At 59.7% G+C, this 20,727-nt stretch carries 19 protein-coding genes; 14 read left to right on the top strand and 5 right to left on the bottom strand.

Annotation, left to right across the window (positions count from 1 at the left end; translation table 11 throughout):
- Positions 1–139: 139 nt before the first annotated feature.
- From KGA83_RS03380 to mrcB, 3 genes are read right to left on the bottom strand one after another with little or no spacing between them, the layout of a single operon-like run.
- Positions 140–475, bottom strand: coding sequence for a YqcC family protein (locus KGA83_RS03380; RefSeq protein ID WP_108216477.1), 336 nt, complete (start codon positions 473–475; stop codon positions 140–142).
- On the bottom strand, positions 475–1,212 hold the full coding sequence (locus KGA83_RS03375; RefSeq protein ID WP_108216476.1) for a hypothetical protein: 738 nt from the start codon (positions 1,210–1,212) through the stop codon (positions 475–477). The genes KGA83_RS03380 and KGA83_RS03375 overlap by 1 nt, the downstream gene beginning before the upstream one ends.
- A gap of 16 nt (positions 1,213–1,228) precedes the next feature.
- Positions 1,229–3,547, bottom strand: a complete 2,319-nt coding sequence (mrcB, locus tag KGA83_RS03370; RefSeq protein WP_223528395.1) for a penicillin-binding protein 1B — start codon at positions 3,545–3,547, stop codon at positions 1,229–1,231.
- 115 nt (positions 3,548–3,662) lie between these two features.
- On the opposite strand from mrcB, the gene KGA83_RS03365 reads away from it, so the two are divergent.
- The 4 genes from KGA83_RS03365 (at position 3,663) to KGA83_RS03350 (ending at position 6,870) form a co-directional block, all read left to right on the top strand.
- On the top strand, positions 3,663–5,219 hold the full coding sequence (locus tag KGA83_RS03365) for a bifunctional aminoglycoside phosphotransferase/ATP-binding protein (RefSeq protein ID WP_223528392.1): 1,557 nt from the start codon (positions 3,663–3,665) through the stop codon (positions 5,217–5,219).
- A 91-nt stretch (positions 5,220–5,310) separates the two neighbouring features.
- A complete protein-coding gene (locus KGA83_RS03360) occupies positions 5,311–5,655 on the top strand; it encodes a pentapeptide repeat-containing protein (protein ID WP_007990076.1) in 345 nt (114 codons plus the stop codon).
- A gap of 244 nt (positions 5,656–5,899) precedes the next feature.
- Positions 5,900–6,172 (top strand): TfoX/Sxy family protein, encoded by a 273-nt coding sequence (locus tag KGA83_RS03355; RefSeq protein WP_108216473.1) that lies wholly within the window; start codon positions 5,900–5,902, stop codon positions 6,170–6,172.
- Positions 6,173–6,552: 380 nt separating this feature from the next.
- Entirely contained in the window at positions 6,553–6,870 is a 318-nt protein-coding gene (locus tag KGA83_RS03350; protein WP_108216472.1) for a Rieske (2Fe-2S) protein, read from the top strand.
- Here the strand turns inward: KGA83_RS03350 and sfsA are convergent.
- Both sfsA and KGA83_RS03340 read right to left on the bottom strand, forming a co-directional pair.
- Complete coding sequence (gene sfsA, locus KGA83_RS03345) at positions 6,867–7,580, bottom strand: DNA/RNA nuclease SfsA (RefSeq protein ID WP_223528389.1); 714 nt, start codon at positions 7,578–7,580, stop codon at positions 6,867–6,869. The genes KGA83_RS03350 and sfsA overlap by 4 nt on opposite strands.
- A complete protein-coding gene (locus KGA83_RS03340; protein ID WP_108216470.1) occupies positions 7,580–8,752 on the bottom strand; it encodes a pyridoxal phosphate-dependent aminotransferase in 1,173 nt (390 codons plus the stop codon). The genes sfsA and KGA83_RS03340 overlap by 1 nt, the downstream gene beginning before the upstream one ends.
- A 333-nt stretch (positions 8,753–9,085) precedes the next feature.
- Here KGA83_RS03340 and dksA point away from each other — a divergent pair, with 333 nt between their 5' ends.
- From dksA to panD, 10 genes are all read left to right on the top strand, one after another.
- A complete protein-coding gene (gene dksA, locus KGA83_RS03335; protein ID WP_007971100.1) occupies positions 9,086–9,526 on the top strand; it encodes an RNA polymerase-binding protein DksA in 441 nt (146 codons plus the stop codon).
- Positions 9,527–9,727: 201 nt separating this feature from the next.
- Positions 9,728–10,621 (top strand): tRNA glutamyl-Q(34) synthetase GluQRS, encoded by an 894-nt coding sequence (gluQRS, locus tag KGA83_RS03330; RefSeq protein ID WP_223528386.1) that lies wholly within the window; start codon positions 9,728–9,730, stop codon positions 10,619–10,621.
- A gap of 77 nt (positions 10,622–10,698) precedes the next feature.
- Positions 10,699–10,875 carry a hypothetical protein gene (locus KGA83_RS03325; protein ID WP_003176118.1) on the top strand — a complete coding sequence of 59 codons (177 nt, stop codon included), beginning with the start codon at positions 10,699–10,701 and terminating at the stop codon, positions 10,873–10,875.
- Positions 10,859–13,813 (top strand): sensor histidine kinase, encoded by a 2,955-nt coding sequence (locus KGA83_RS03320; protein ID WP_177413222.1) that lies wholly within the window; start codon positions 10,859–10,861, stop codon positions 13,811–13,813. Before KGA83_RS03325 ends, KGA83_RS03320 begins: the two co-directional genes overlap by 17 nt.
- Before the next feature lie 22 nt (positions 13,814–13,835).
- A complete protein-coding gene (locus tag KGA83_RS03315; protein WP_108216467.1) occupies positions 13,836–15,275 on the top strand; it encodes a sigma-54-dependent transcriptional regulator in 1,440 nt (479 codons plus the stop codon).
- A gap of 831 nt (positions 15,276–16,106) precedes the next feature.
- Entirely contained in the window at positions 16,107–17,507 is a 1,401-nt protein-coding gene (locus tag KGA83_RS03310; RefSeq protein ID WP_008050165.1) for a polynucleotide adenylyltransferase PcnB, read from the top strand.
- Positions 17,508–17,510: 3 nt separating this feature from the next.
- On the top strand, positions 17,511–17,996 hold the full coding sequence (gene folK / locus KGA83_RS03305; RefSeq protein WP_108216466.1) for a 2-amino-4-hydroxy-6-hydroxymethyldihydropteridine diphosphokinase: 486 nt from the start codon (positions 17,511–17,513) through the stop codon (positions 17,994–17,996).
- 365 nt (positions 17,997–18,361) lie between these two features.
- Positions 18,362–19,162: a 3-methyl-2-oxobutanoate hydroxymethyltransferase gene (gene panB / locus KGA83_RS03300; RefSeq protein ID WP_223528383.1), complete on the top strand. Its 801-nt coding sequence runs from the start codon at positions 18,362–18,364 to the stop codon at positions 19,160–19,162.
- Complete coding sequence (gene panC, locus KGA83_RS03295) at positions 19,159–20,019, top strand: pantoate--beta-alanine ligase (RefSeq protein WP_108216464.1); 861 nt, start codon at positions 19,159–19,161, stop codon at positions 20,017–20,019. Before panB ends, panC begins: the two co-directional genes overlap by 4 nt.
- A 119-nt stretch (positions 20,020–20,138) precedes the next feature.
- A complete protein-coding gene (gene panD / locus KGA83_RS03290) occupies positions 20,139–20,519 on the top strand; it encodes an aspartate 1-decarboxylase (protein WP_108216463.1) in 381 nt (126 codons plus the stop codon).
- Positions 20,520–20,727: the final 208 nt, after the last annotated feature.

The raw sequence follows: 20,727 nt of genomic DNA, 5'->3' as shown, positions 1-20,727 counted from the left end.
CCTGTAAATCAGCCCTGTGTTAGCTTCGATTGCGCAACTTTTGGCAAAAAATTGGCACCCGCATGCACTTACCCAGCAGCTGCCGACAAAATAGAGAGAGATTGTGGACAACTGCCAGCGGACGCTGGCAGCTTCTGGCTCAGCGAGACGCTGTGATCAATTGATCAAACTGTTTGAGCAATACCTGCAACTGCCGATCCTTGCCCTGGACATTGCGTCCGGCAAAGACCATTTCAGCCATTTCCTGAATGCCCGAAGCATTGGGTAGCGGCAAATCCTGCTCAAGGATCATCTTCATGCGCGGCAGGAAGATCCATTGCAGCCATTGCTCGAAATCCAGTGTATCGACCGAAAACGGCTCGACACTGGAAAGCGCTTCGACAGATGGCGAGACTTCATCCCACCACCCTTGCACCCGCAACTCGCGCTCGATCAACAACAGTTGATCGGCGACTTTCAGAAAGCGCGCGTCCATCACAGCGTTACCTTGGCCTTCTGGCGTGCCAATGCCGCGCCCTGAGAGTCACCCTGTTTTTCACGCGCCTGGGAAATCAGCTCCCACAAGTTGGCCTGAAGGGCTGGACGGCCATTGGCAAGGGTCAGCCCACGGCGAGCGAACTGCTCGGCCTGGGCGGCATCGCCCTGAGCCATGCGCACCTGGGCCAGACGGTAAAGCACCTGCGGCTCGCGCGGTGCAACGCGCTGGGCGCGTTCGAGGCTGGAGGAGGCACCATTGAGATCACCGCCCGCCTGTTGCTGTTGAGCGGTGGTCAGCAAGGCCAGCACTGGGCCGTCCAGTTGCTCGTCGGCAGACAGTCCGCCCGCACTGGCCGACGGAATCCCGCTTGGCGACGACGGCATGCTGTAGTTGCCCTGATTGATCGGTGCCGATTGGACCGGCGACGTGTCAATCGGCCCCGGCGTGATCGGACCCGGGGTAATCGGCGTAGTACTGATCGGCGTCGAAGTCGTTGCCGCGCCTGGCACCATCACCACGACGCCGCTATCACCTTGCGGTATTGCCTGGGTCTGCGACTGACCTTGCGCAGGGCGCTTGACGGTCGTCTGGCGGAAGCCGCCATTGGCCGAGATCCGCTCACTGTTGGACACAGCAGTGCCGGAATCCACGACCGGAATCGAGCCACGTTGTACGCTAGAGCAACCGCTGAGCAAAGCTACGGCGGCAACCGCTGGAATCAACCACTTGTTCACTTGAAACCCTCTTTGCTTAATTCATCCAGCCCTTGACCCAATCCATCACCGACTCGGCAGGGTTTTCACCACCGCAAGCGGCACCGGGAGGCGGTTCGCTGCCGCGAATATACGGCATCTGCACGGCACCCGGGCAACCAGCGTCAGAACCTTGCCCGGTTCGCGAATCAACCCAAGTCTGAACGATATTATCCGGCTGCGGCATGTCCAGCGGCAACGGGTCGGCCTTGCGCATGAAACTGGTCCAGACCTGCAAGGCCCCGGTGGCACCAGTGAATGGCGTCTTGCCGTTGTCGTCGCGACCCAGCCAGACCACCGCCAGCAAGTCCTGACTGAAACCGGCAAACCAACTGTCCCGCGAGTCGTTACTGGTGCCGGTTTTACCCGCCAGAGTCAGGGTCCTTGGCAACACGCTGTAAACCGAGCTGCCGGTACCTTCACGCATCACGCGCTGCATGGCGCTCTGGATCAGGTAAATGGAGGCCGGATCGAAACGTTGCTGAATCTGGAACGGATAACGCTTGAGCGGCTCGCCCTCGGCAGTCAGCACGCTACGAATCCCGCGCATCGGCGTATTGAAGCCGCCGTTGGCGAGGGTCTGGTACATGGTCGCCACTTCGATGGGCGTCATGCCGCCAGCGCCGAGCAACATCGACGGGAAAGCCGGGAACTCACGAGACACCCCCAGGCGCTCCACCGTCTTCAATACGTTCGGCACACCGACTGCCAAACCGAGACGCGCGGTCGACAGGTTGTAGGAATGCGCCAGGCCTTGATAGAGGAAGACCGTACCGTGGGAGCGACGATCGTAGTTCTGCGGCTTCCAGACCTGACCGTCCGCCCCCTTGACCGAGAAGGATTCATCCGACAGCCAACTGGTCAATGTGTACTGGCTCGGTTTCTCCAACGCGGTCAGGTAAACCGCCGGCTTGATCAGCGAGCCGATCGGCCGCACAGCGTCCAGCGCCCGGTTGAACCCGGCAAAACTGGCCTGGCGACTGCCGATCATGGCCTGCACCTCACCGGTCTCCGGGTTGGTCACGACCATTGCCGCTTCGACGTCATCGGAACCCTTGCGCCCCGCCAGACGCTTGAAGGTGTCGTTGACCGACGCTTCAGCCTTCATCTGCAGGATCGGGTCGAAACTGGTGAAGATCCGCAGACCTTCTTCGGTCAAGTCTTCGTCGCGATAGTCTTGGCGCAACTGACGCTTGACCAGATCGAGGAAGCCGGGGAACGAACTGTCCGCCAGACTGCCGCGCTTGGTCACGCCCAGTGGCATTTTCTTCGCTGCTTCAACCTGCTCGGCAGTCGCGACGCCCTGCTCTTGCAGCACATCGAGCACCAGGTTGCGCCGCTCAAGGGCACGCTCCGGATAACGACGCGGGTTATAGGCAGAAGGCCCTTTGACCATGCCCACCAGCAGTGCGACTTGATGCAGCTTGAGCTCGGCCAGCGGCTGACTGAAGAAGAACTGGCTGGCCAGACCGAAACCGTGCACCGCGCGCTGACCGTCCTGCCCGATGAACACTTCGTTGAGGTAAGCCTCAAGGATTTCGCGCTTGTCGTAATGCACCTCAAGCAGCAGCGCCATCATCGCTTCGGTGAGTTTGCGGTTCAGGCTGCGTTCGTTGGTCAGGTAGAAGTTCTTGACCAACTGCTGAGTCAGGGTACTGCCACCCTGGCGCATGCGACCGGACGAACCGTTGACCCAGATTGCACGGGCGATCGACTTCGGCGAAACACCAAAGTGATGATAAAAATCGCGGTCCTCGACCGCCACCAGCGTTTCAAGCAAATACGGCGGCACCTGATCGATCTTGATCAGAATCCGGTCTTCGAGGTTTTTCGGGTACAGGCCGCCGATCAGCAGCGGCTCCAGGCGCACCACCGACAGTTTCGAGCCTTTTGCCCCCGCCAACTCGGCCACGTAATCGCCGGAGAAACGCACCCGTACCGGTTGCGCTTGTTCCATGCCTTCATAGAACTGGAAGCCACGGGTATTCAGATCAACGGTATTGCCGTTGACCGACGCCGCCCCCGGACCATTGGCCACGCTTTCACGGCGATAGCCCAGGGCATCGAGTTCGGTCAGAAAATCATCCCTGCTCAGCTTTTGTCCGACGAACAGCTCGAGCGGACGCGCGTAAACCTTGGCCGGAATGGTCCAGCGCTTGCCGGAGAACTTCTCCTGGACGATTGCATCAAGGTAAACGGCGAATCCGGCCAGCACTACCAGGGCGACCAGACTGAGTTTAATGGCCCAGCCCAGCCACGGGCGCAGGCCCCTGGAGGGTGGTTTCTTTGGGGTGCGGGGAGTTCGAGTACGAGTCATGGCGGCGGATTATACGCACTTTATTCATCCTCAACAGGAGCTCTCCGAGGTTTGCGTCAAGCGGACTTACCGCCATAATGGCCGCCTTGATTTTCCAGACTCTGAAGGATCGCCTGTGAGCCAGTCCCTGATCGCTGCCCTGCAAAACCCTGCCCTCTACCCGCATCCTGTAGAGGGATTCCAGGTCATCGAGACCCATATTTCCTGGGTACTGCTCACCGGCCCCTATGCCTATAAAGTGAAGAAGCCGGTCAATTTCGGTTTTCTCGACTTCACCAGCCTTGAGGCTCGCGAACACTTTTGCGCCGAAGAACTGCGCCTGAACCAGCGTCTGACCGACGATTTGTACCTCGAAGTGCTGCCCGTCACCGGCAGTGCCGAGGCTCCGCAACTGGGTGGTGAAGGCCCGGCCATCGAATATGTACTGAAGATGCGCCAGTTCCCGCAAAACGGCTTGCTCAGCACTCTTCAAGCCAATGGCGAACTGACCACCGCGCACATCGACGAGATGGCCGAGCAAATCGCCGGCTTCCACCTCAGCGCACCGAAAGTGCCAGCCGGGCACGAAGCCGGCACCCCGGACAGCGTCATGGCGCCGGTGCGACAGAACTTCGAACAGATCCGTCCGTTCCTCAGCGACAAAGCCGACCTGCTGCAACTCGACGCCCTGCAAGCCTGGGCCGAAAGCAGCTTTGAACGCCTCAAACCGCTGTTCGCCCAGCGCAAGGCCGAAGGCTTCATTCGTGAATGCCACGGTGATATCCACTTGGGTAACGCCACCGTGATCGACGGCAAGGTCGTGATCTTCGACTGCATCGAATTCAACGAACCGTTTCGCTTTACCGACGTTTATGCCGACACCGGCTTCCTGGCGATGGACCTGGAAGATCGCGGCCTGAAGTGCCTGGCGCGTCGTTTCATCAGCCAGTACCTGGAGTTGACCGGCGACTATCGCGGCCTCGAACTGCTGAACTTCTATAAAGCCTACCGCGCACTGGTTCGTGCCAAGGTTGCCCTGTTCAGCATGCCGGCCGAAGCCACTGCCGTGCAGCGCGCCACGACCCTGCGCCAATACCGCAACTATGCCAACCTGGCGGAAAGTTACAGCACCATTCCTTCGCGTTTCATGGCCATCACCCACGGTGTTTCCGCCGTCGGCAAGAGCCATGTCGCCATGCGTCTGGTCGAAGCCCTGGGCGCGATTCGCCTGCGCTCCGATGTCGAGCGCAAGCGCCTGTTCGGCGAGCAAACCGTCGAAAATGACGTACAGGCCGGCATCTATAGCGCCGACGCCAGCACGGCGACCTATGCCTGCCTGCACGAAATCGCCGACGTCATTCTGCGTGCGGGCTTCCCGGTGGTGGTCGACGCCACCTACCTCAAGCGTGATCAGCGTGACAGTGCCGCGAAGGTTGCCGAAGCCACAGGCACCCCCTTCCTGATCCTCGACTGCAATGCACCACAGGCCGTGATCGAAAGCTGGCTGGCCGTGCGCCAGGCAGACAAGAAAGACCCGTCCGACGCCACTCTGGCTGTTATCGCCGCCCAGCAAGCCAGCCGTGAAGCGCTGACACCTGCGGAAATCCTCTGCAGCAAGCGCGTCCAGACCAATGAAAGCGGGACGCTCGATACAGTCGTGGAACAGATTCGCCAGCGCCTGCCAGGCCTGTAAGAAACTATTTCAGTCGTGAGGCCCGCACAGGCTTCACGACTGCAAAATAGTGGCACTATACTGGCGTCATAAAAACATCAGGTGATGCGACATGAGCCAGCCGAAACTTCTCGATACACCGCTTTATGCCCTGCTGCACAAAGACGACATCCGAGGCTTCAACAGTGAACGCCCCAAGGATGGCCCCATCGACATGGCGGGTGGAGATTTCCGGGGGCTCGACCTGCGCGAACTGAATGCCGATGGTGTGGATTTCAGCAACGCCTACTTCCGTTCCGCCGACTTGCGCGGCATTGATTTCAGCAAAGCGAACCTGGAAGGCGCGAGCCTGGCCCACGCGCAAATCTCCGGAGCCTACTTTCCGGTGGAACTCAGCGCTGACGAAATCCTGATGTCGATGAACTTCGGCACGCGATTGCGCTATCGCACCCGCTGATCATCGTCGCTGACTGACACGTCCAGCGCCCCTCGCTGCGCTGGACTGAGGGTTTCTCACCCGTAATTCCTGATTATTCCCCACCTCTTCCTACTGCGTTCGCGGATTTTTCACGCTCTGCCAATACTCGTTTCTTAGAAGCATTTGCCTCGAAAACGAGCAAACAATCACGCGTTTCCTACTGATGGCTACACTCCTCAGAAGATTGCCCACGCTCTCCATTCGGCCATCGCAAGGAGGCTTGATGAATGATGAACTGCAACACCTGAAGAATCTTGGCAAGACGTCAGCGCAATGGCTGCATGCCGTGGGCATCCATAGCGCGTCGGACTTGCGTCGCCTCGGGGCGGTGGATGCTTATCGGGCCGTGCGCACGCGCGGTTTTCGGGCGTCCAAGGTGTTGTTGTACGCAATTGAAGGCGCCCTGATGGACGTTCACTGGAACGACATTCCTGCCGAGCGCAAGGAAGCACTGAACAAACAGCTGGAAGCCATCTCTACACGCCACAAGATTTGATCCGACCAATATTTCTGCAGCTTTGCAGCCTGAAGTCCAATGATTACGGGGCCTGCAGACGCAAATCCGGAAAATCGCAAAGAAATCAAAAAACAGCGGTTGACTTGGTAATGAGAATCGATATGATTATCACAACTGGTCGCGAGACTGGTCGATATTCTGAAAAGCCCTTGGTTCGGACTCTCGGATTATCTCCTCATCAGGCTAATCACGGTTATTTGACCCGGCTCTTGCCGGGTCTTTTTTTGCCTGTGGAAAAGTACCGACAGGGTCAGGCGCAGCTTCCTTCAAAGGATTCCACGGGCGAGGCAGCCATTTGATAGCATTCAACCCTCAAGCTCAGACATATCCGGTCACGAGCTGCGGGACTGAGGACAGACATGAAGTTGCTTTGCGCAGGTGCCGAGTTGGTCAACGACAGCAGCCGCGGTTTCGACATCGGTGGCCAAAAGTTTTTTGCGGTGCGCCGCAGCGGACAGGTTTATGTCTACATCAATCGCTGCCCGCACCGGGGCGTTGCCCTTGAGTGGCATCCCGACCAGTTTCTCGACCCCAGCAACAGCCTGATCCAGTGCGCCACCCATGGCGCACTGTTCCTGATCGAAGACGGTGAATGCGTCGCCGGCCCTTGCGCGGGGCAAGCCTTGACTGGCGTGGCCTGCCGCGAGGATGAACAGGGGGTCTGGATCAGCCTTTAACCACCCGATAACACGTCCAGACGCCGATCGACCCGCATTTCTTCGTGGTTCAACCGCACACCGTAAGCCAATACCTCGACCCCGCAGGCGATAGCCTCACGCAAGGCCTGAGCATAAGCCGCATCGATTTCCTGCGCCGGGCGCACGGCCTCGATGTCGGTCAGGCAAACACAGTACAACTGCACCGCGCGAATACCGTCCCTGGCCAAATGCGCCAGCTCCCGCAGATGCTTGGCGCCACGCTGGGTGACCGCATCGGGAAACGCTGCCACCGCCGTACCGTCGAAGCCCAGGGTCACGCTTTTGACTTCGACGTAGGCTGGCCCGTCGGGATAATCGAGGCGGAAATCGATACGACTGTTTTCCTGACCATAAGCCACTTCGCGCTTGAGTTCGGTAAAGCCGTTCAGTTCGGTGATGACGCCCGCTCGCAGCGCCTCTTCGATCAAACCATTGGCGCGGGCGGTGTTCACGCAAAACAGCCGCCCTTGCGGGGTTTCGCCAATCTCCCAAGTACCAGGCAACTTGCGTTTCGGGTCGTTGGAGCGGCTGAACCAGACCTGCCCGCCTTCGACCTGACAATTGAGCATCGAGCCGGTGTTCGGGCAGTGAATGGTCAGCAATTCGCCGCCAATGGTTTCGATATCGGCGAGAAAACGCTTGTAACGTCGGATCAGGCGCCCTTCTTCAAGGGGAGGATGAAAACGCATCAGCCTTGCCAGCTCCGCAAACCACGTGCAATGCGATCGACCGCCTCCTGCAAACGCTCGAGATTTTGCGTATAGGCGAACCGCACATGATGCCCGGCCTTATAACGCCCGAAATCCAGCCCCGGGGTGAATGCCACATGTTCGGTTTCGAGAAAATGCTTACAGAACGCGAAGGCATCGCCGCCGAACTTGCTGATATCGGCGTACAAGTAGAACGCCCCTTCCGGCTCCACGGCAATGCCGAAGCCCAATTCACGCAAGGCTGGCAGCAGGTAATCCCGACGCCGGCCAAATTCGGCGCGACGCTCTTCCAGAATGCTGATGGTTGCCGGTTCGAAACAGGCCAGTGCAGCGTACTGCGCCATGCTTGGAGCGCTGATGTAGAGATTCTGGGCGAGCTTTTCCAGCTCACCGACGGCCGCGTCGGGGGCCACCAGCCATCCGAGCCGCCAACCGGTCATCCCGAAGTACTTCGAAAAACTGTTCAGAACGAATGCACTGTCGTCGACTTCCAGCACGCTGGCCGCATCGGTGCCGTAGGTCAGGCCGTGATAAATCTCGTCGACCACCAGATGACCGTGGCGTGCCTTGATCGCGACAGACAGCTTCGCCAGCTCGTCGCGGGTCAGGATCGTGCCGGTCGGATTGGCCGGCGACGCGACCAATGCACCGACGCTGTCGTGGTCCCAATGACGCTCGATCAGGCCTGGCGTCAATTGATAACGCACATCCGGACCGACCGGCACCAGTTGTGCCGCGCCTTCGACCAGTCGCAGGAAATGCCGGTTACACGGGTAGCCCGGGTCCGCCAGCAGCCAGTGTTTACCGGGGTCGACCAGCAAAGCGCTGGCCAGCAGCAGCGCGCCGGAGCCGCCCGGCGTGATGAGGATGCGCCGAGGGTCGATGTTCAAGCCATAACGCTGGTGATAAAAGCCCGAAATGGCCTCACGCAGCTCCGGAATGCCGCGCGCGGCGGTGTAACGGGTTTTCCCCGCTGCCAGCGCAGCCTGGCCGGCCTGAATGATCGGTTCGGCGGTGGTGAAGTCCGGCTCACCGATTTCCAGGTGGATCACGTCATGGCCGGCTGCCTGCAATTCATTGGCCCGCGCCAACAACGCCATGACATGGAAAGGTTCGATCGCGCGACTGCGGGCACTGTAGGGCTGAGCCATTGGCCTTCCTTCAACGGAGAAAAAACCGATTCTACCCAAGCGCAGGAACGAGCGAGAACCTAAAGCGGTCAGAGGCCTTGTAACCCCGATCACAAACGACTCAAGCACGCGCGCAAGGTTTGACTAAAATCAATAATTGAGCAGGGTTCCAGAGCCACCAGACAACGGTTTGTCATGATCTGCAAGCAGTATGTGCCGCGAGCTCGACATCCGGGAGTAGCGCGGCCCGAGTTGATCTGGTAAGTTCGCCCGCTTGCAGCCGCAGGGCCGGCAGTTGTCGGTGATGGAGCAATCCTGCGCAGATGGATTACAAGAGTAGAGGCGGTCTATTTCATGTCCACCCAAGCAAAGCAGCAAAATCAGGCGATCAGCGGCTTCGAGCCCTATGTTCAGAAAGCCGGCGAAGAATACATGGGCGAGCCCATGCGCAAGCACTTCACCAAGGTCCTGAATCAGTGGAAAAAAGAGCTGATGGAAGGTGTCGACAAGACCGTGGACCACATGAAGGACGAAGCGGCCAACTTTCCTGATCCGGCAGACCGTGCCAGCCAGGAAGAGGAATTCGCCCTCGAACTGCGCGCTCGCGACCGTGAACGCAAGTTGATCAAGAAGATCGACAAGACACTTCAGCTGATCGAAGACGAAGAGTACGGCTGGTGTGAATCCTGCGGCATCGAGATCGGCGTCAAGCGCCTCGAAGCGCGTCCTACCGCCGACCTGTGCATCGACTGCAAGACTCTGGCGGAAATCAAGGAAAAGCAAGTCGGCAAATAATGGCGACTTGAACGAAGAGCGGAGCGTGCGAACGCTCCGTTTTTGTTTCCAGGATCCACCTCGGCAAAATACTGTGGGAGCGAGCCTGCTCGCGAAGGGGCCATCAACTTCGACATCGATGTTGGCTGATACACTGCATTCGCGAGCAGGCTCGCTCCCACAAGTGCCTGGCGCAAGCCCGGAACAAGTGACATTGCATTCATGACCGCCACCTCCCCCACCTACATCGGGCGCTTCGCCCCCACCCCTAGCGGCCATCTGCACTTCGGCTCGCTGGTCGCCGCGCTGGCCTCCTACCTTGACGCGCACTCGGTGGGCGGACGCTGGCTGATGCGCATGGAAGACCTTGATCCGCCCCGTGAAGAACCCGGAGCCCAGGCGGCCATTCTCAAGGCTCTGGAAAGCTATGGCTTCGAGTGGGATGGCGACCTGGTTCGCCAAAGCGAGCGGCACGATGCCTACGCCGAGGTACTCAATCGCCTGTTCAATCACGGCCTGGCCTACGCCTGCACCTGTTCGCGAAAACAGCTGGAGCCGTATCACGGGATTTATCCGGGGCTGTGCCGCAATGCCGGCCATGGCACCGACGGGGCCGCCATCCGCCTGCGTGTTCCGGAGCTGGAGTACCACTTCATCGACCGGGTGCAAGGCGAATACCGCCAGCATCTGGGCCGGGAAGTCGGCGACTTCGTGATCCGTCGCCGCGACGGCCTCTACGCCTATCAATTGGCCGTGGTCCTGGACGATGCCTGGCAGGGTATCACCGATATCGTTCGAGGTGCCGACCTGCTGGACTCCACGCCCCGCCAGCTCTACCTGCAAGAGTTGCTCGGTCTGCCGCAGCCGCGTTATCTGCATATCCCGCTGATTACCCAGCCCGATGGCAATAAACTTGGTAAGTCCTACCGTTCGCCACCACTGACAGAGGATCAGGCAACCCCCCTGTTGCTGCGGGCGCTACGGGCGGTGGGACAGAACCCGGGAACCGAACTGGCTTACGCCACGCCACGGGAAGTGCTGAACTGGGGCATTGCCCACTGGGATGCCTCGTTGATCCCGCGCACACTGAGCCTGCCCGAGGCGCAGCTGTTGTGATCGCACTTGCAGTGGCGCGCCCATCCGTTACCATCGCCGCACGTTTTCGGGCACGCGCATAAAAAAGAGAGGCCGGGATGTACATCTATCGCTTGGTCCTGCTTTTGGTAGTGGGGATTTACCTGTTTTCCCCGGCCATCATGGATTGGTGGATCGACGCCACTGGCGCCTGGTATCGCCCGTATCTGCTTTGGCTGATTCTGATCGTCGTGACTTTCATCCTGCAGAGCCAAAAAGATGCCGATGAGCTTTAGCCTGACCCAGATGATCCTGATCAGCGCCGCGTACCTGGCGGTGCTGTTCGGTGTGGCCTGGATCAGCGAACGGGGCATGATCCCGCGGGCGATCATTCGCCACCCGCTGACTTACACCCTGTCACTGGGCGTCTACGCCAGCGCCTGGGCGTTTTATGGCACCGTGGGCCTGGCCTATCAGTACGGCTACGGTTTTCTGTCCAGCTACCTGGGCGTTTCCGGGGCATTCCTGCTGGCGCCGGTGCTGCTCTACCCGATCCTGAAGATCACCCGCACCTATCAACTGTCGTCGCTGGCGGACCTGTTTGCCTTCCGCTTCCGCAGTACCTGGGCCGGTGCACTGACCACGATTTTCATGCTGATCGGTGTATTGCCGTTGCTGGCCTTGCAGATTCAGGCGGTCGCCGACTCCATTGGTATCCTCACTCGCGAGCCGGTGCAGAATCGCGTGGCCCTGAGCTTCTGCGCATTGATTACGCTGTTCACGATTTTCTTCGGCTCCCGCCACATCGCCACCCGCGAAAAGCATGAAGGCCTGGTGTTCGCGATTGCGTTCGAATCGGTGATCAAGCTGATCGCCCTCGGCGGTGTCGGGCTGTATGCGCTTTACGGCGTGTTCGATGGCCCGCAACAGCTTGAGCTTTGGCTGCTGCAAAACCAGACCGCCCTCGCTGCCCTGCACACGCCTTTGCAGGAAGGCCCGTGGCGTACGCTGCTGCTGGTGTTCTTCGCCTCGGCGATCGTGATGCCGCACATGTATCACATGACCTTTACCGAGAACCTCAACCCGCGCTCGCTGGTCAGTGCGAGCTGGGGCCTGCCGCTGTTCCTGCTGCTGATGAGCCTGGCGGTGCCACTGATTCTCTGGGCCGGCCTGAAACTGGGCGCCACCACCAACCCGGAATACTTCACCCTGGGCATCGGTATCGCCGCCAACAACAAAGCGCTGGCGTTGCTGGCGTATGTCGGCGGGCTGTCCGCTGCCAGCGGCCTGATCATCGTCACCACGCTGGCGCTGTCCGGGATGGCCTTGAACCACCTGGTGCTGCCGCTGTATCAACCACCGGCCGAAGGCAACATCTACCGCTGGCTGAAGTGGACCCGCCGGGCGTTGATTGTCGCGATCATCATGGCCGGCTACGGCTTCTACCTGCTGCTCGGTGCCGAGCAGGACCTGGCCAACCTCGGCATTGTCGCGTTCGTCGCCACGTTGCAGTTCCTGCCGGGTGTGCTCTCGGTCCTGTATTGGCCGACCGCCAACCGTCGCGGCTTCATCGCCGGTTTGCTGGCGGGGATCCTGGTGTGGCTGGTGACCATGTTGTTGCCCCTGGTCGGCAACCTGCAAGGCTTCTACATTCCGCTGCTGAACATGATCTACGTGCTGGACGACACCAGTTGGCACATGGCGGCGATTGCCTCGCTGGCGGCCAACGTGCTGATGTTCACCCTGATCTCGCTGTTCACCAACGCCAGCACCGAAGAGGCCAGCGCTGCCGAAGCCTGCGCCGTGGATAACGTGCGCCGCCCGCAACGCCGGGAACTGCACGCCGCCTCGCCCCAGGAGTTCGCCACGCAACTGGCAAAACCCTTGGGTGCCAAGGCTGCGCAGAAAGAAGTCGAGCAAGCGCTGCGCGATCTCTACCTGCCTTTCGATGAACGCCGACCATACGCCCTGCGCCGCCTGCGCGACCGCATCGAAGCCAACCTCTCCGGCCTGATGGGCCCGAGTGTGGCCCAGGACATGGTCGAAACCTTCCTGCCCTACAAGGCCGGCGGCGAAAACTACGTCACCGAAGACATTCACTTCATCGAAAGTCGTCTCGAGGATTACCACTCGCGCCTGACCGGCCTGGCCGCCGAACTCGATGCCCTGCGCCGCTATCACCGCCAGACCTTGCAGGAATTGCCGATGGGCGTTTGCTCGCTGGCCAAGGACCAGGAAATCCTCATGTGGAACAAGGCCATGGAGGAACTCACCGGCATCACCGCGCAGCGCGTGGTCGGTTCGCGCCTGAGCACCATTGCCGATCCTTGGAAAGAACTGCTGCAAGGTTTCATCAACCTGCCGGACGAACACTTGCACAAGCAGCACCTGGCCCTCGACGGCCAGACACGCTGGTTGAACCTGCACAAAGCGGCGATCGACGAACCCCTCGCGCCGGGCAACAGTGGCCTGGTGTTGCTGGTGGAAGACTTGACCGAAACCCAGATGCTCGAGGACAAACTGGTGCATTCCGAGCGTCTGGCCAGCATCGGTCGACTGGCGGCCGGCGTGGCCCATGAAATCGGCAACCCGATCACCGGTATCGCGTGCCTGGCGCAGAACCTGCGCGAAGAACGTGAAGAAGACGGCGAACTGAAGGAAATCAGCGGCCAGATCCTCGAGCAGACCAAACGCGTGTCGCGCATCGTCCAGTCACTGATGAGCTTTGCCCATGCCGGCAGCCATCAGCACAGCGACGAGCCCGTCTGTCTGGCCGAAGTCGCTCAGGATGCCATCGGCCTGCTGGCCCTGAACCGACGCAACTTCGAAGTGCAGTTCTACAACCTGTGCGACCCCGAACACTGGGTCGAAGGCGACCCGCAACGGCTGGCACAGGTATTGATCAATCTGCTTTCAAACGCCCGTGACGCCTCGCCTCCCGGCAGTGCGGTACGGGTCAAGAGCGAAGCTGGCGAACACACGGTCGATCTGATCGTGGAAGACGAAGGCAGTGGTATTCCGTCGAGCATCATGGACCGATTGTTCGAACCTTTCTTCACCACCAAGGACCCTGGCGAAGGCACCGGTCTGGGCCTTGCACTGGTCTATTCCATCGTTGAAGAGCATTATGGACAAATCACCATCGACAGCCCGGCTGATGTTCAAAGCCAACGCGGCACCCGAATCAGGGTTACTTTGCCGCGTCATGTCGAAGCGACGTCCGCTGTGAACTGAGACCGTCGAGAGTATCGAATCAATGCCGCACATTTTGATCGTCGAAGACGAAACCATTATCCGCTCCGCCTTGCGCCGCCTGCTGGAACGTAACCAGTACCAGGTCAGCGAAGCCGGATCAGTGCAGGAAGCACAAGAACGCTTCACCATTCCCTCGTTCGATCTGATCATCAGTGACCTGCGCCTGCCGGGCGCGCCCGGCACGGAGCTGATCAAGCTAGCCCAAGGCACGCCGGTGCTGATCATGACCAGCTATGCCAGCCTGCGCTCGGCAGTCGACTCGATGAAAATGGGTGCAGTGGATTACATTGCCAAGCCATTCGACCACGACGAAATGCTGCAAGCCGCCGCACGAATCCTGCGTGACCGACAAACGGTACAAACCGGTGGTGAGGCCGTTGCCGGCAAAGCAGCCAACGGCGCGGCAAAATCCGGTACCGACAACAGCAACGGTGAAATCGGCATTATTGGCTCGTGCCCACCGATGCAGGACCTGTACGGCAAGATCCGCAAAGTGGCACCAACCGATTCCAACGTTCTGATCCAGGGCGAATCGGGCACCGGTAAAGAGCTGGTGGCGCGCGCCCTGCACAACCTGTCCAAACGCGCCAAGGCACCGATGATTTCGGTGAACTGCGCGGCTATTCCGGAAAGCCTGATCGAGTCCGAACTGTTCGGCCACGAGAAAGGCGCATTCACCGGCGCCAGCGCCGGACGCGCCGGCCTGGTGGAAGCGGCGGACGGCGGCACCTTGTTCCTCGACGAAATCGGCGAACTGCCACTGGAAGCCCAGGCTCGCCTGCTGCGCGTATTGCAGGAAGGCGAAATTCGTCGCGTGGGCTCGGTGCAGTCGCAAAAAGTCGATGTGCGCCTGATCGCCGCGACTCACCGCGACCTCAAGAGCCTGGCGAAGATCGGCCAGTTCCGCGAAGACTTGTATTACCGCCTCCACGTTATCGCGCTGAAGCTGCCAGCCCTTCGCGAACGCGGTGCGGACGTCAACGAAATCGCCAACGCCTTCCTGGCGCGGCAAAGTGCGCGAATCAACCGCACCGACCTGAAATTCGCCGCGGATGCCGAGCAAGCCATTCGTCACTACTCCTGGCCGGGCAACGTTCGCGAACTGGAAAATGCCGTCGAGCGTGCCGTTATCCTGTGCGAAAGCCCGGAAATTTCCGCCGAGCTGCTGGGCATCGACATCGAGCTGGGCGACCTGGAAGACGACGAATTCATTGGCCTGCCCCCACAACAGGGCAATGGCAATGCCAGTAACAGCAATCACGAGCCGACCGAAGACCTCTCCCTGGAAGACTACTTCCAGCATTTCGTCCTCGAGCACCAGGACCACATGACCGAAACCGAGCTGGCCCGCAAACTCGGGGTCAGCCGCAAATGCCTGTGGGAGCGCCGTCAGCGCCTGGGCATCCCGCGGCGCAAGACCGGGGTGGCCAGCGAAAGCTGAACCACACCTGTCTCATGTGCGGGTAACACGTGACTTTGTGGAAAAACTGTTACCTCAGTTTTTTCACGTAACAGAAGCCGGGGCTTACGGTAACGAAGCCCCGGTTTTTTTTGGCCTTCGAATTGCCTTGCAGCCGGCCTAACCCCTTGTTTTATTGGGTTTCGCAAAAGTTGGCACGCACCCTGCTATATGTTTGGTACAAGAACAATAACAAGCAATGCACAAGACAATAAAAATAAGACGAATCGACTCACGCACAATAAAAACAAGACGGCGAGAGGCGCAGCTAACTGATTCTTTTGGAGAGGTGTTGTATTTGGGGCTAGCCCCACGACCAGGCCGAGAACAACAAAAACTGTCTTAAGACAGAGCCTGTACTGGTTGGATCGCAAGATCACTGCAACACAGCGACCAAAGCAATCCGTTTGCTCTTGACTCCCGATTGGGAGGGTCATGAAGGAAAGCTTCATGGCGAGGGCACTCAACAAAAACAAGAAGCCCGAAACCAAAAATAAAAATAGAGCATGCAACTACTTCTTGGGGAGCTTCGGCTCCCCTTGTGGTTTCTGCGATTCAGAAAACCCCGCGTATCACTGTAGGAGCGAGCCTGCTCGCGAAAATCCCACAGGCACATCGGGGCATCTGGTTTACGCGTAATCGTTCACGTCCATCGTCGGAACGCCGCCCGGAGCAAGCTAGCTCCTACATCCTGTGCCTTACAGCTCATATCTGCTGTGTCCTACACCATCCCCCGACTAAATGCTAGAATCCCCGCCCATCATGCGGTCATTCTTCTGTTATGGCCGAATATTCCTTCAAACAGTGCATCCCATGCTGAAGAAGCTGTTCCAGTCATTCCGTTCTCCCAAGCGTCCTACGCAACACATTCGCAGCACGCCTGAAGTGCTCAACAGCGGCCAACACTCGCTGCAGAAGGCGCAATTCAGCCGCTACGCGGTGAATATCGTTGAACGCCTGCAGAGCGCCGGTTATCAGGCTTACCTGGTGGGCGGTTGCGTGCGCGACATGCTGCTGGGTATCACACCGAAAGATTTCGACGTTGCCACCAGCGCCACACCGGAGCAGGTACGGGCCGAATTCCGTAACGCGCGAATCATCGGGCGCCGGTTCAAACTGGTGCACATCCACTTCGGCCGCGAAATCATCGAAGTCGCGACCTTCCGCGCCAATCACCCGCAGAACGAAGACGAGGAAGACAGCAATCAGTCTTCGCGCAACGAAAGCGGGCGCATCTTGCGCGATAACGTCTATGGCACCCTGGAAGAGGACGCGCAACGTCGCGACTTCACCATCAATGCCTTGTATTACGATCCGGTCAGCGAACGCATCCTCGACTACGCCAACGGCGTACACGACATCCGCAACCACCTGATCCGCCTGATCGGCGATCCGACGCAACGCTACCAGGAAGACCCGGTACGGATGCTGCGGGCCGTGCGTTTCGCCGCCAAGCTGAACTTCGGCATCGAAAAACACAGCGCCCTGCCGATCCGCGGCCTGGCACCGATGCTGCGCGAGATCCCGTCGGCCCGCCTGTTCGAAGAGGTGCTCAAGCTGTTCCTCTCCGGTCATGCCGCCGATACGTTTGAAATGCTGGTCGACCTGCAGTTGTTCGATCCACTGTTCCCGGCCAGCGCCGAAGCACTGGAATACAACCCGACGTACACCCACACCCTGATCAGCGAAGCCCTGATCAACACCGACCTGCGGATCAAGCAGAACAAACCGGTCACCCCGGCGTTCCTGTTTGCAGCCCTGCTCTGGCCTGCCCTGCCGGCCCGCGTCCTGCGCCTGCAGGAGCGGGGCATGCCACCGATTCCAGCGATGCAGGAAGCGGCACACGAGCTGATTGCCGAACAGTGCCAGCGGATCGCGATTCCGAAACGCTTCACCATGCCGATCCGCGAGATCTGGGACATGCAGGAACGCCTGCCGCGCCGCAGCGGCAAACGTGCCGATCTGTTGCTGGACAATCCGCGCTTCCGCGCCGGCTACGACTTCCTGCTGCTACGCGAAAGCGCCGGCGAGCAGACCGATGGCCTGGGCGAATGGTGGACGGACTACCAGGACGCCAACGAAAGCGAGCGCCGTGACATGATTCGCGACCTCAGCGGCAAGGACGAAGGCACCGGCGCCCCGCGCAAGCGTCGCCGCAGCGGTGGTTCCAAGCGCAAACGCGCCGCCGGCGCCTCGAGCACCACGGGCGAGTAATCCATGGAACGCATCTACATCGGCATGGGCAGCAATCTGGCTGCCCCCGCCGAACAATTGCGCAGCGCCATCGAGGCGCTGGCGCATTTGCCACAAACGGCGCTGGTCGGGGTTTCTGCGTTTTATCAAAGTGACTCTCTGCTACCCGGACAACCGCGCTACACCAATGCGGTGGCCGCTCTCGACAGCACGCTGGCGCCGCTGGACCTTCTGGATGCCTTGCAGGCCATCGAAAACGGCCAGGGTCGCGAGCGCCTTGAGCGCTGGGGGCCACGCACGCTGGACCTCGACATCTTGCTGTTCGGTAATCGCCTGATCGACGAACCGCGCCTCAAGGTTCCCCATTACCATATGCAGGAACGGGCCTTCGTGTTGTATCCGCTGGCGGAACTGGCCCCTGCGGATCTGCGCCTGGCCGATGGCCGGACCTTGGCCGAACTGCTCGAGGCATGCCCGTTCGTCGGCCTGGAACGCCTCCCCCGGAACTGACCCAAATCCCCTGTGGGAGCGAGCCTGCTCGCGAATGCAGTGTGTCATTTCGCATTGGTGTTGACTGGCACACCGCATTCGCGAGCAGGCTCGCTCCCACATTGGTTTTGCGTCGAGCGCGGCATCTGCTGCTGAATCGCATCAGTTACCCCGGTAACACCCCACCCGTAACAATGCGGTAACACACGCAATTGACTTCCCTCGTTCTCCTCACGACTATAGGCGTCCCGCTGCCGCTAACACGGCATTCAAGGGCGCAATCCAGGCCTTAAAAGCACGACTAAAGAACGTGCGCCTGTATTCAACGAAGAATCACGCGCGTTACTCGCAGTAGTTTCCACAGCGCCTGAATGAGGAAGTTTTTCATGCCAGCCATCACCCTGACCACTCTGCAAGGTCTGAAGCAAAAAGGTGAAAAGATCACCATGCTGACCTGCTACGACGCGACCTTCGCCCACGCCTGCAATCAGGCTGGCGTCGAAGTGCTGCTGGTGGGCGACTCCCTCGGCATGGTTTTGCAGGGCCATGACAGCACCTTGCCTGTCACCACCGCAGAAATGGCTTACCACGTGGCCGCCGTCAAACGCGGTAACAGCGACGCCTTGATCCTCGCCGACCTGCCTTTCATGGCCTACGCCACCACCGAGCAAGCCATGACCAACAGCGCCCTGTTGATGCAGGCCGGCGCGCATATGGTGAAGGTTGAAGGGGCGTTGTGGCTGGCCGATTCGATCCGCCTGCTGGCCGAACGCGGCATCCCTGTCTGCGCGCACATGGGCCTGACGCCGCAATCGGTGAACATCCTTGGCGGCTACAAGGTCCAGGGTCGCAATGAAAACCAGGCCAGGCAGATGCGTGCCGACGCGATTTCCCTGGAACAGGCCGGGGCGGCAATGTTGCTGCTCGAGTGCGTCCCGAGCGAACTGGCCGAAGAAATCACCCAGGCGGTGAAGATACCGGTGATTGGTATTGGCGCCGGCAATCGCACCGACGGCCAGGTGCTGGTTCTGCACGACATGCTGGGGCTGTCCATTACCGGCCGCTTGCCAAAATTCGTAAAAAACTTCATGACTGGCCAAACCAGCATTGAAGCAGCACTGAATGCCTACGTGACTGAAGTCAAAGCGGCGACCTTCCCTGGGATCGAACACGGATTCTCTGCATGAACACCGTAAAAACCGTACGCGAACTACGGGCCGCAGTGGCCCGTGCCCGTAGCGAAGGCAAGCGTATCGCCTTTGTGCCAACCATGGGCAACCTGCACAGCGGCCACGTGGCGCTGGTGACCAAAGCCTCCCAGCGGGCGGACTTCGTGGTTGCGAGCGTTTTCGTCAACCCGCTGCAATTCGGTGCTGGCGAAGACCTCGACAAGTACCCGCGCACCCTCGCCGCCGACCAGGAAAAACTGCTCCAGGCCGGTTGCCATTTGTTGTTTGCCCCCACTGTTGAAGAGATGTACCCCGACGGCATGACCGGCCAGACCCGCGTCAGCGTGCCGCAATTGTCCGAAGGCCTGTGCGGTGCCAGCCGGCCGGGGCATTTCGAAGGCGTGGCGACAGTGGTCTGCAAGCTGTTCAACATGGTCCAGCCGGACCTGGCGATTTTCGGCGAAAAAGATTTCCAGCAACTGGCGGTGATACGTGCGCTGGTACATGACCTGAACATGCCGATCCAGATCATCGGTGAGCCGACCGTACGGGCGGCCGATGGCCTGGCGCTGTCGTCGCGCAACGGCTTCCTCAACGAAGAGCAACGCGCTGTGGCACCGGTGGTCTACCGCACGCTGAAAGCGATCGGCGAGGCGATCAAGCAGGGCGAACGCGACTACCCGGCGCTGATCGACACCCAGATCAAACAGCTCGAAACGGCCGGCCTGCGTCCTGACTATCTGGAAGTCCGCCATGCCCTGACCTTGCGCCCAGCGACGGCGCAGGATCGTGACCTGGTGATTCTGGTGGCGGCGTTCCTCGGTACGACGCGGTTGATCGACAACCTGCACCTGAACCTCGACGCTGCGGTTTAAGCAGCAAGATCAAACAACAAAACCAAAAGCAACGGCGAGATCAAAAGATCGCAGCCTGCGGCAGCTCCTACGCGCCTGTGGGCGCTGCCCGCCGTTCGATTCCGACCTGGGAAATACTCATGCACGCCATCATGCTCAAAGCCAAGCTGCATCGCGCCGAAGTCACCCACGCTGTACTCGATTACGAAGGCTCCTGCGCCATCGACGGTGAATGGCTGGACCTGTCCGGCATCCACGAGTACGAACAAATCCAGATCTACAACGTCGACAACGGCGAGCGCTTCACCACCTACGCCATCCGTGGTGAAGAAGGTTCGCGCATGATCTCGGTCAATGGCGCCGCGGCGCACAAGGCCAAGGTCGGCGATCGCGTGATCATCTGCGCTTACGCCCATTACAGCGAAGCCGAACTGCTCAACTTCAAGCCGCGCATGCTCTACATGGCGCCGGGCAATGAACTGAGCCACACCAGCAACGCCATTCCGGTCCAGGTCGCCTGATCCGAGTCCTGTCTCTTCCGTTTGTCGGACCGTTCCTAACTTTGGTGTTAAAAAAGTACCGGAAACAGGTCAGACAAAGGCAAGACAGATCATTGCGCGGGGTTTACTGTATTCGCCCTGCGCCATGAAATCGTTTCGACGCAGTTGACCGGAACGCCCACCCACAGCGCTCCGGGATTTTTAGTGTTCAAAAGGCCGTTCAAGTAAT

It is taken from the genome of Pseudomonas sp. GL-R-19 (genome assembly GCF_019956375.1).
Classification (GTDB): Bacteria; Pseudomonadota; Gammaproteobacteria; order Pseudomonadales; family Pseudomonadaceae; genus Aquipseudomonas.
The sequence above is the reverse complement of the archived record's forward strand: the minus strand, read 5'-3'. Positions and strand labels throughout refer to the sequence as shown.

Coding starts and splice junctions, on each gene's coding strand:
- KGA83_RS03355 (WP_108216473.1), top strand. CDS start 5,900: ATGAATGATGAACTGCAACACCTGAAGAATCTTGGCAAGACGTCAGCG.
- KGA83_RS03360 (WP_007990076.1), top strand. CDS start 5,311: ATGAGCCAGCCGAAACTTCTCGATACACCGCTTTATGCCCTGCTGCAC.
- gluQRS (WP_223528386.1), top strand. CDS start 9,728: ATGACCGCCACCTCCCCCACCTACATCGGGCGCTTCGCCCCCACCCCT.
- KGA83_RS03315 (WP_108216467.1), top strand. CDS start 13,836: ATGCCGCACATTTTGATCGTCGAAGACGAAACCATTATCCGCTCCGCC.
- panD (WP_108216463.1), top strand. CDS start 20,139: ATGCACGCCATCATGCTCAAAGCCAAGCTGCATCGCGCCGAAGTCACC.
- KGA83_RS03380 (WP_108216477.1), bottom strand. CDS start 475: ATGGACGCGCGCTTTCTGAAAGTCGCCGATCAACTGTTGTTGATCGAG.
- dksA (WP_007971100.1), top strand. CDS start 9,086: ATGTCCACCCAAGCAAAGCAGCAAAATCAGGCGATCAGCGGCTTCGAG.
- KGA83_RS03310 (WP_008050165.1), top strand. CDS start 16,107: ATGCTGAAGAAGCTGTTCCAGTCATTCCGTTCTCCCAAGCGTCCTACG.
- KGA83_RS03325 (WP_003176118.1), top strand. CDS start 10,699: ATGTACATCTATCGCTTGGTCCTGCTTTTGGTAGTGGGGATTTACCTG.
- mrcB (WP_223528395.1), bottom strand. CDS start 3,547: ATGACTCGTACTCGAACTCCCCGCACCCCAAAGAAACCACCCTCCAGG.
- KGA83_RS03350 (WP_108216472.1), top strand. CDS start 6,553: ATGAAGTTGCTTTGCGCAGGTGCCGAGTTGGTCAACGACAGCAGCCGC.
- KGA83_RS03340 (WP_108216470.1), bottom strand. CDS start 8,752: ATGGCTCAGCCCTACAGTGCCCGCAGTCGCGCGATCGAACCTTTCCAT.
- KGA83_RS03320 (WP_177413222.1), top strand. CDS start 10,859: ATGCCGATGAGCTTTAGCCTGACCCAGATGATCCTGATCAGCGCCGCG.
- panB (WP_223528383.1), top strand. CDS start 18,362: ATGCCAGCCATCACCCTGACCACTCTGCAAGGTCTGAAGCAAAAAGGT.
- sfsA (WP_223528389.1), bottom strand. CDS start 7,580: ATGCGTTTTCATCCTCCCCTTGAAGAAGGGCGCCTGATCCGACGTTAC.
- folK (WP_108216466.1), top strand. CDS start 17,511: ATGGAACGCATCTACATCGGCATGGGCAGCAATCTGGCTGCCCCCGCC.
- panC (WP_108216464.1), top strand. CDS start 19,159: ATGAACACCGTAAAAACCGTACGCGAACTACGGGCCGCAGTGGCCCGT.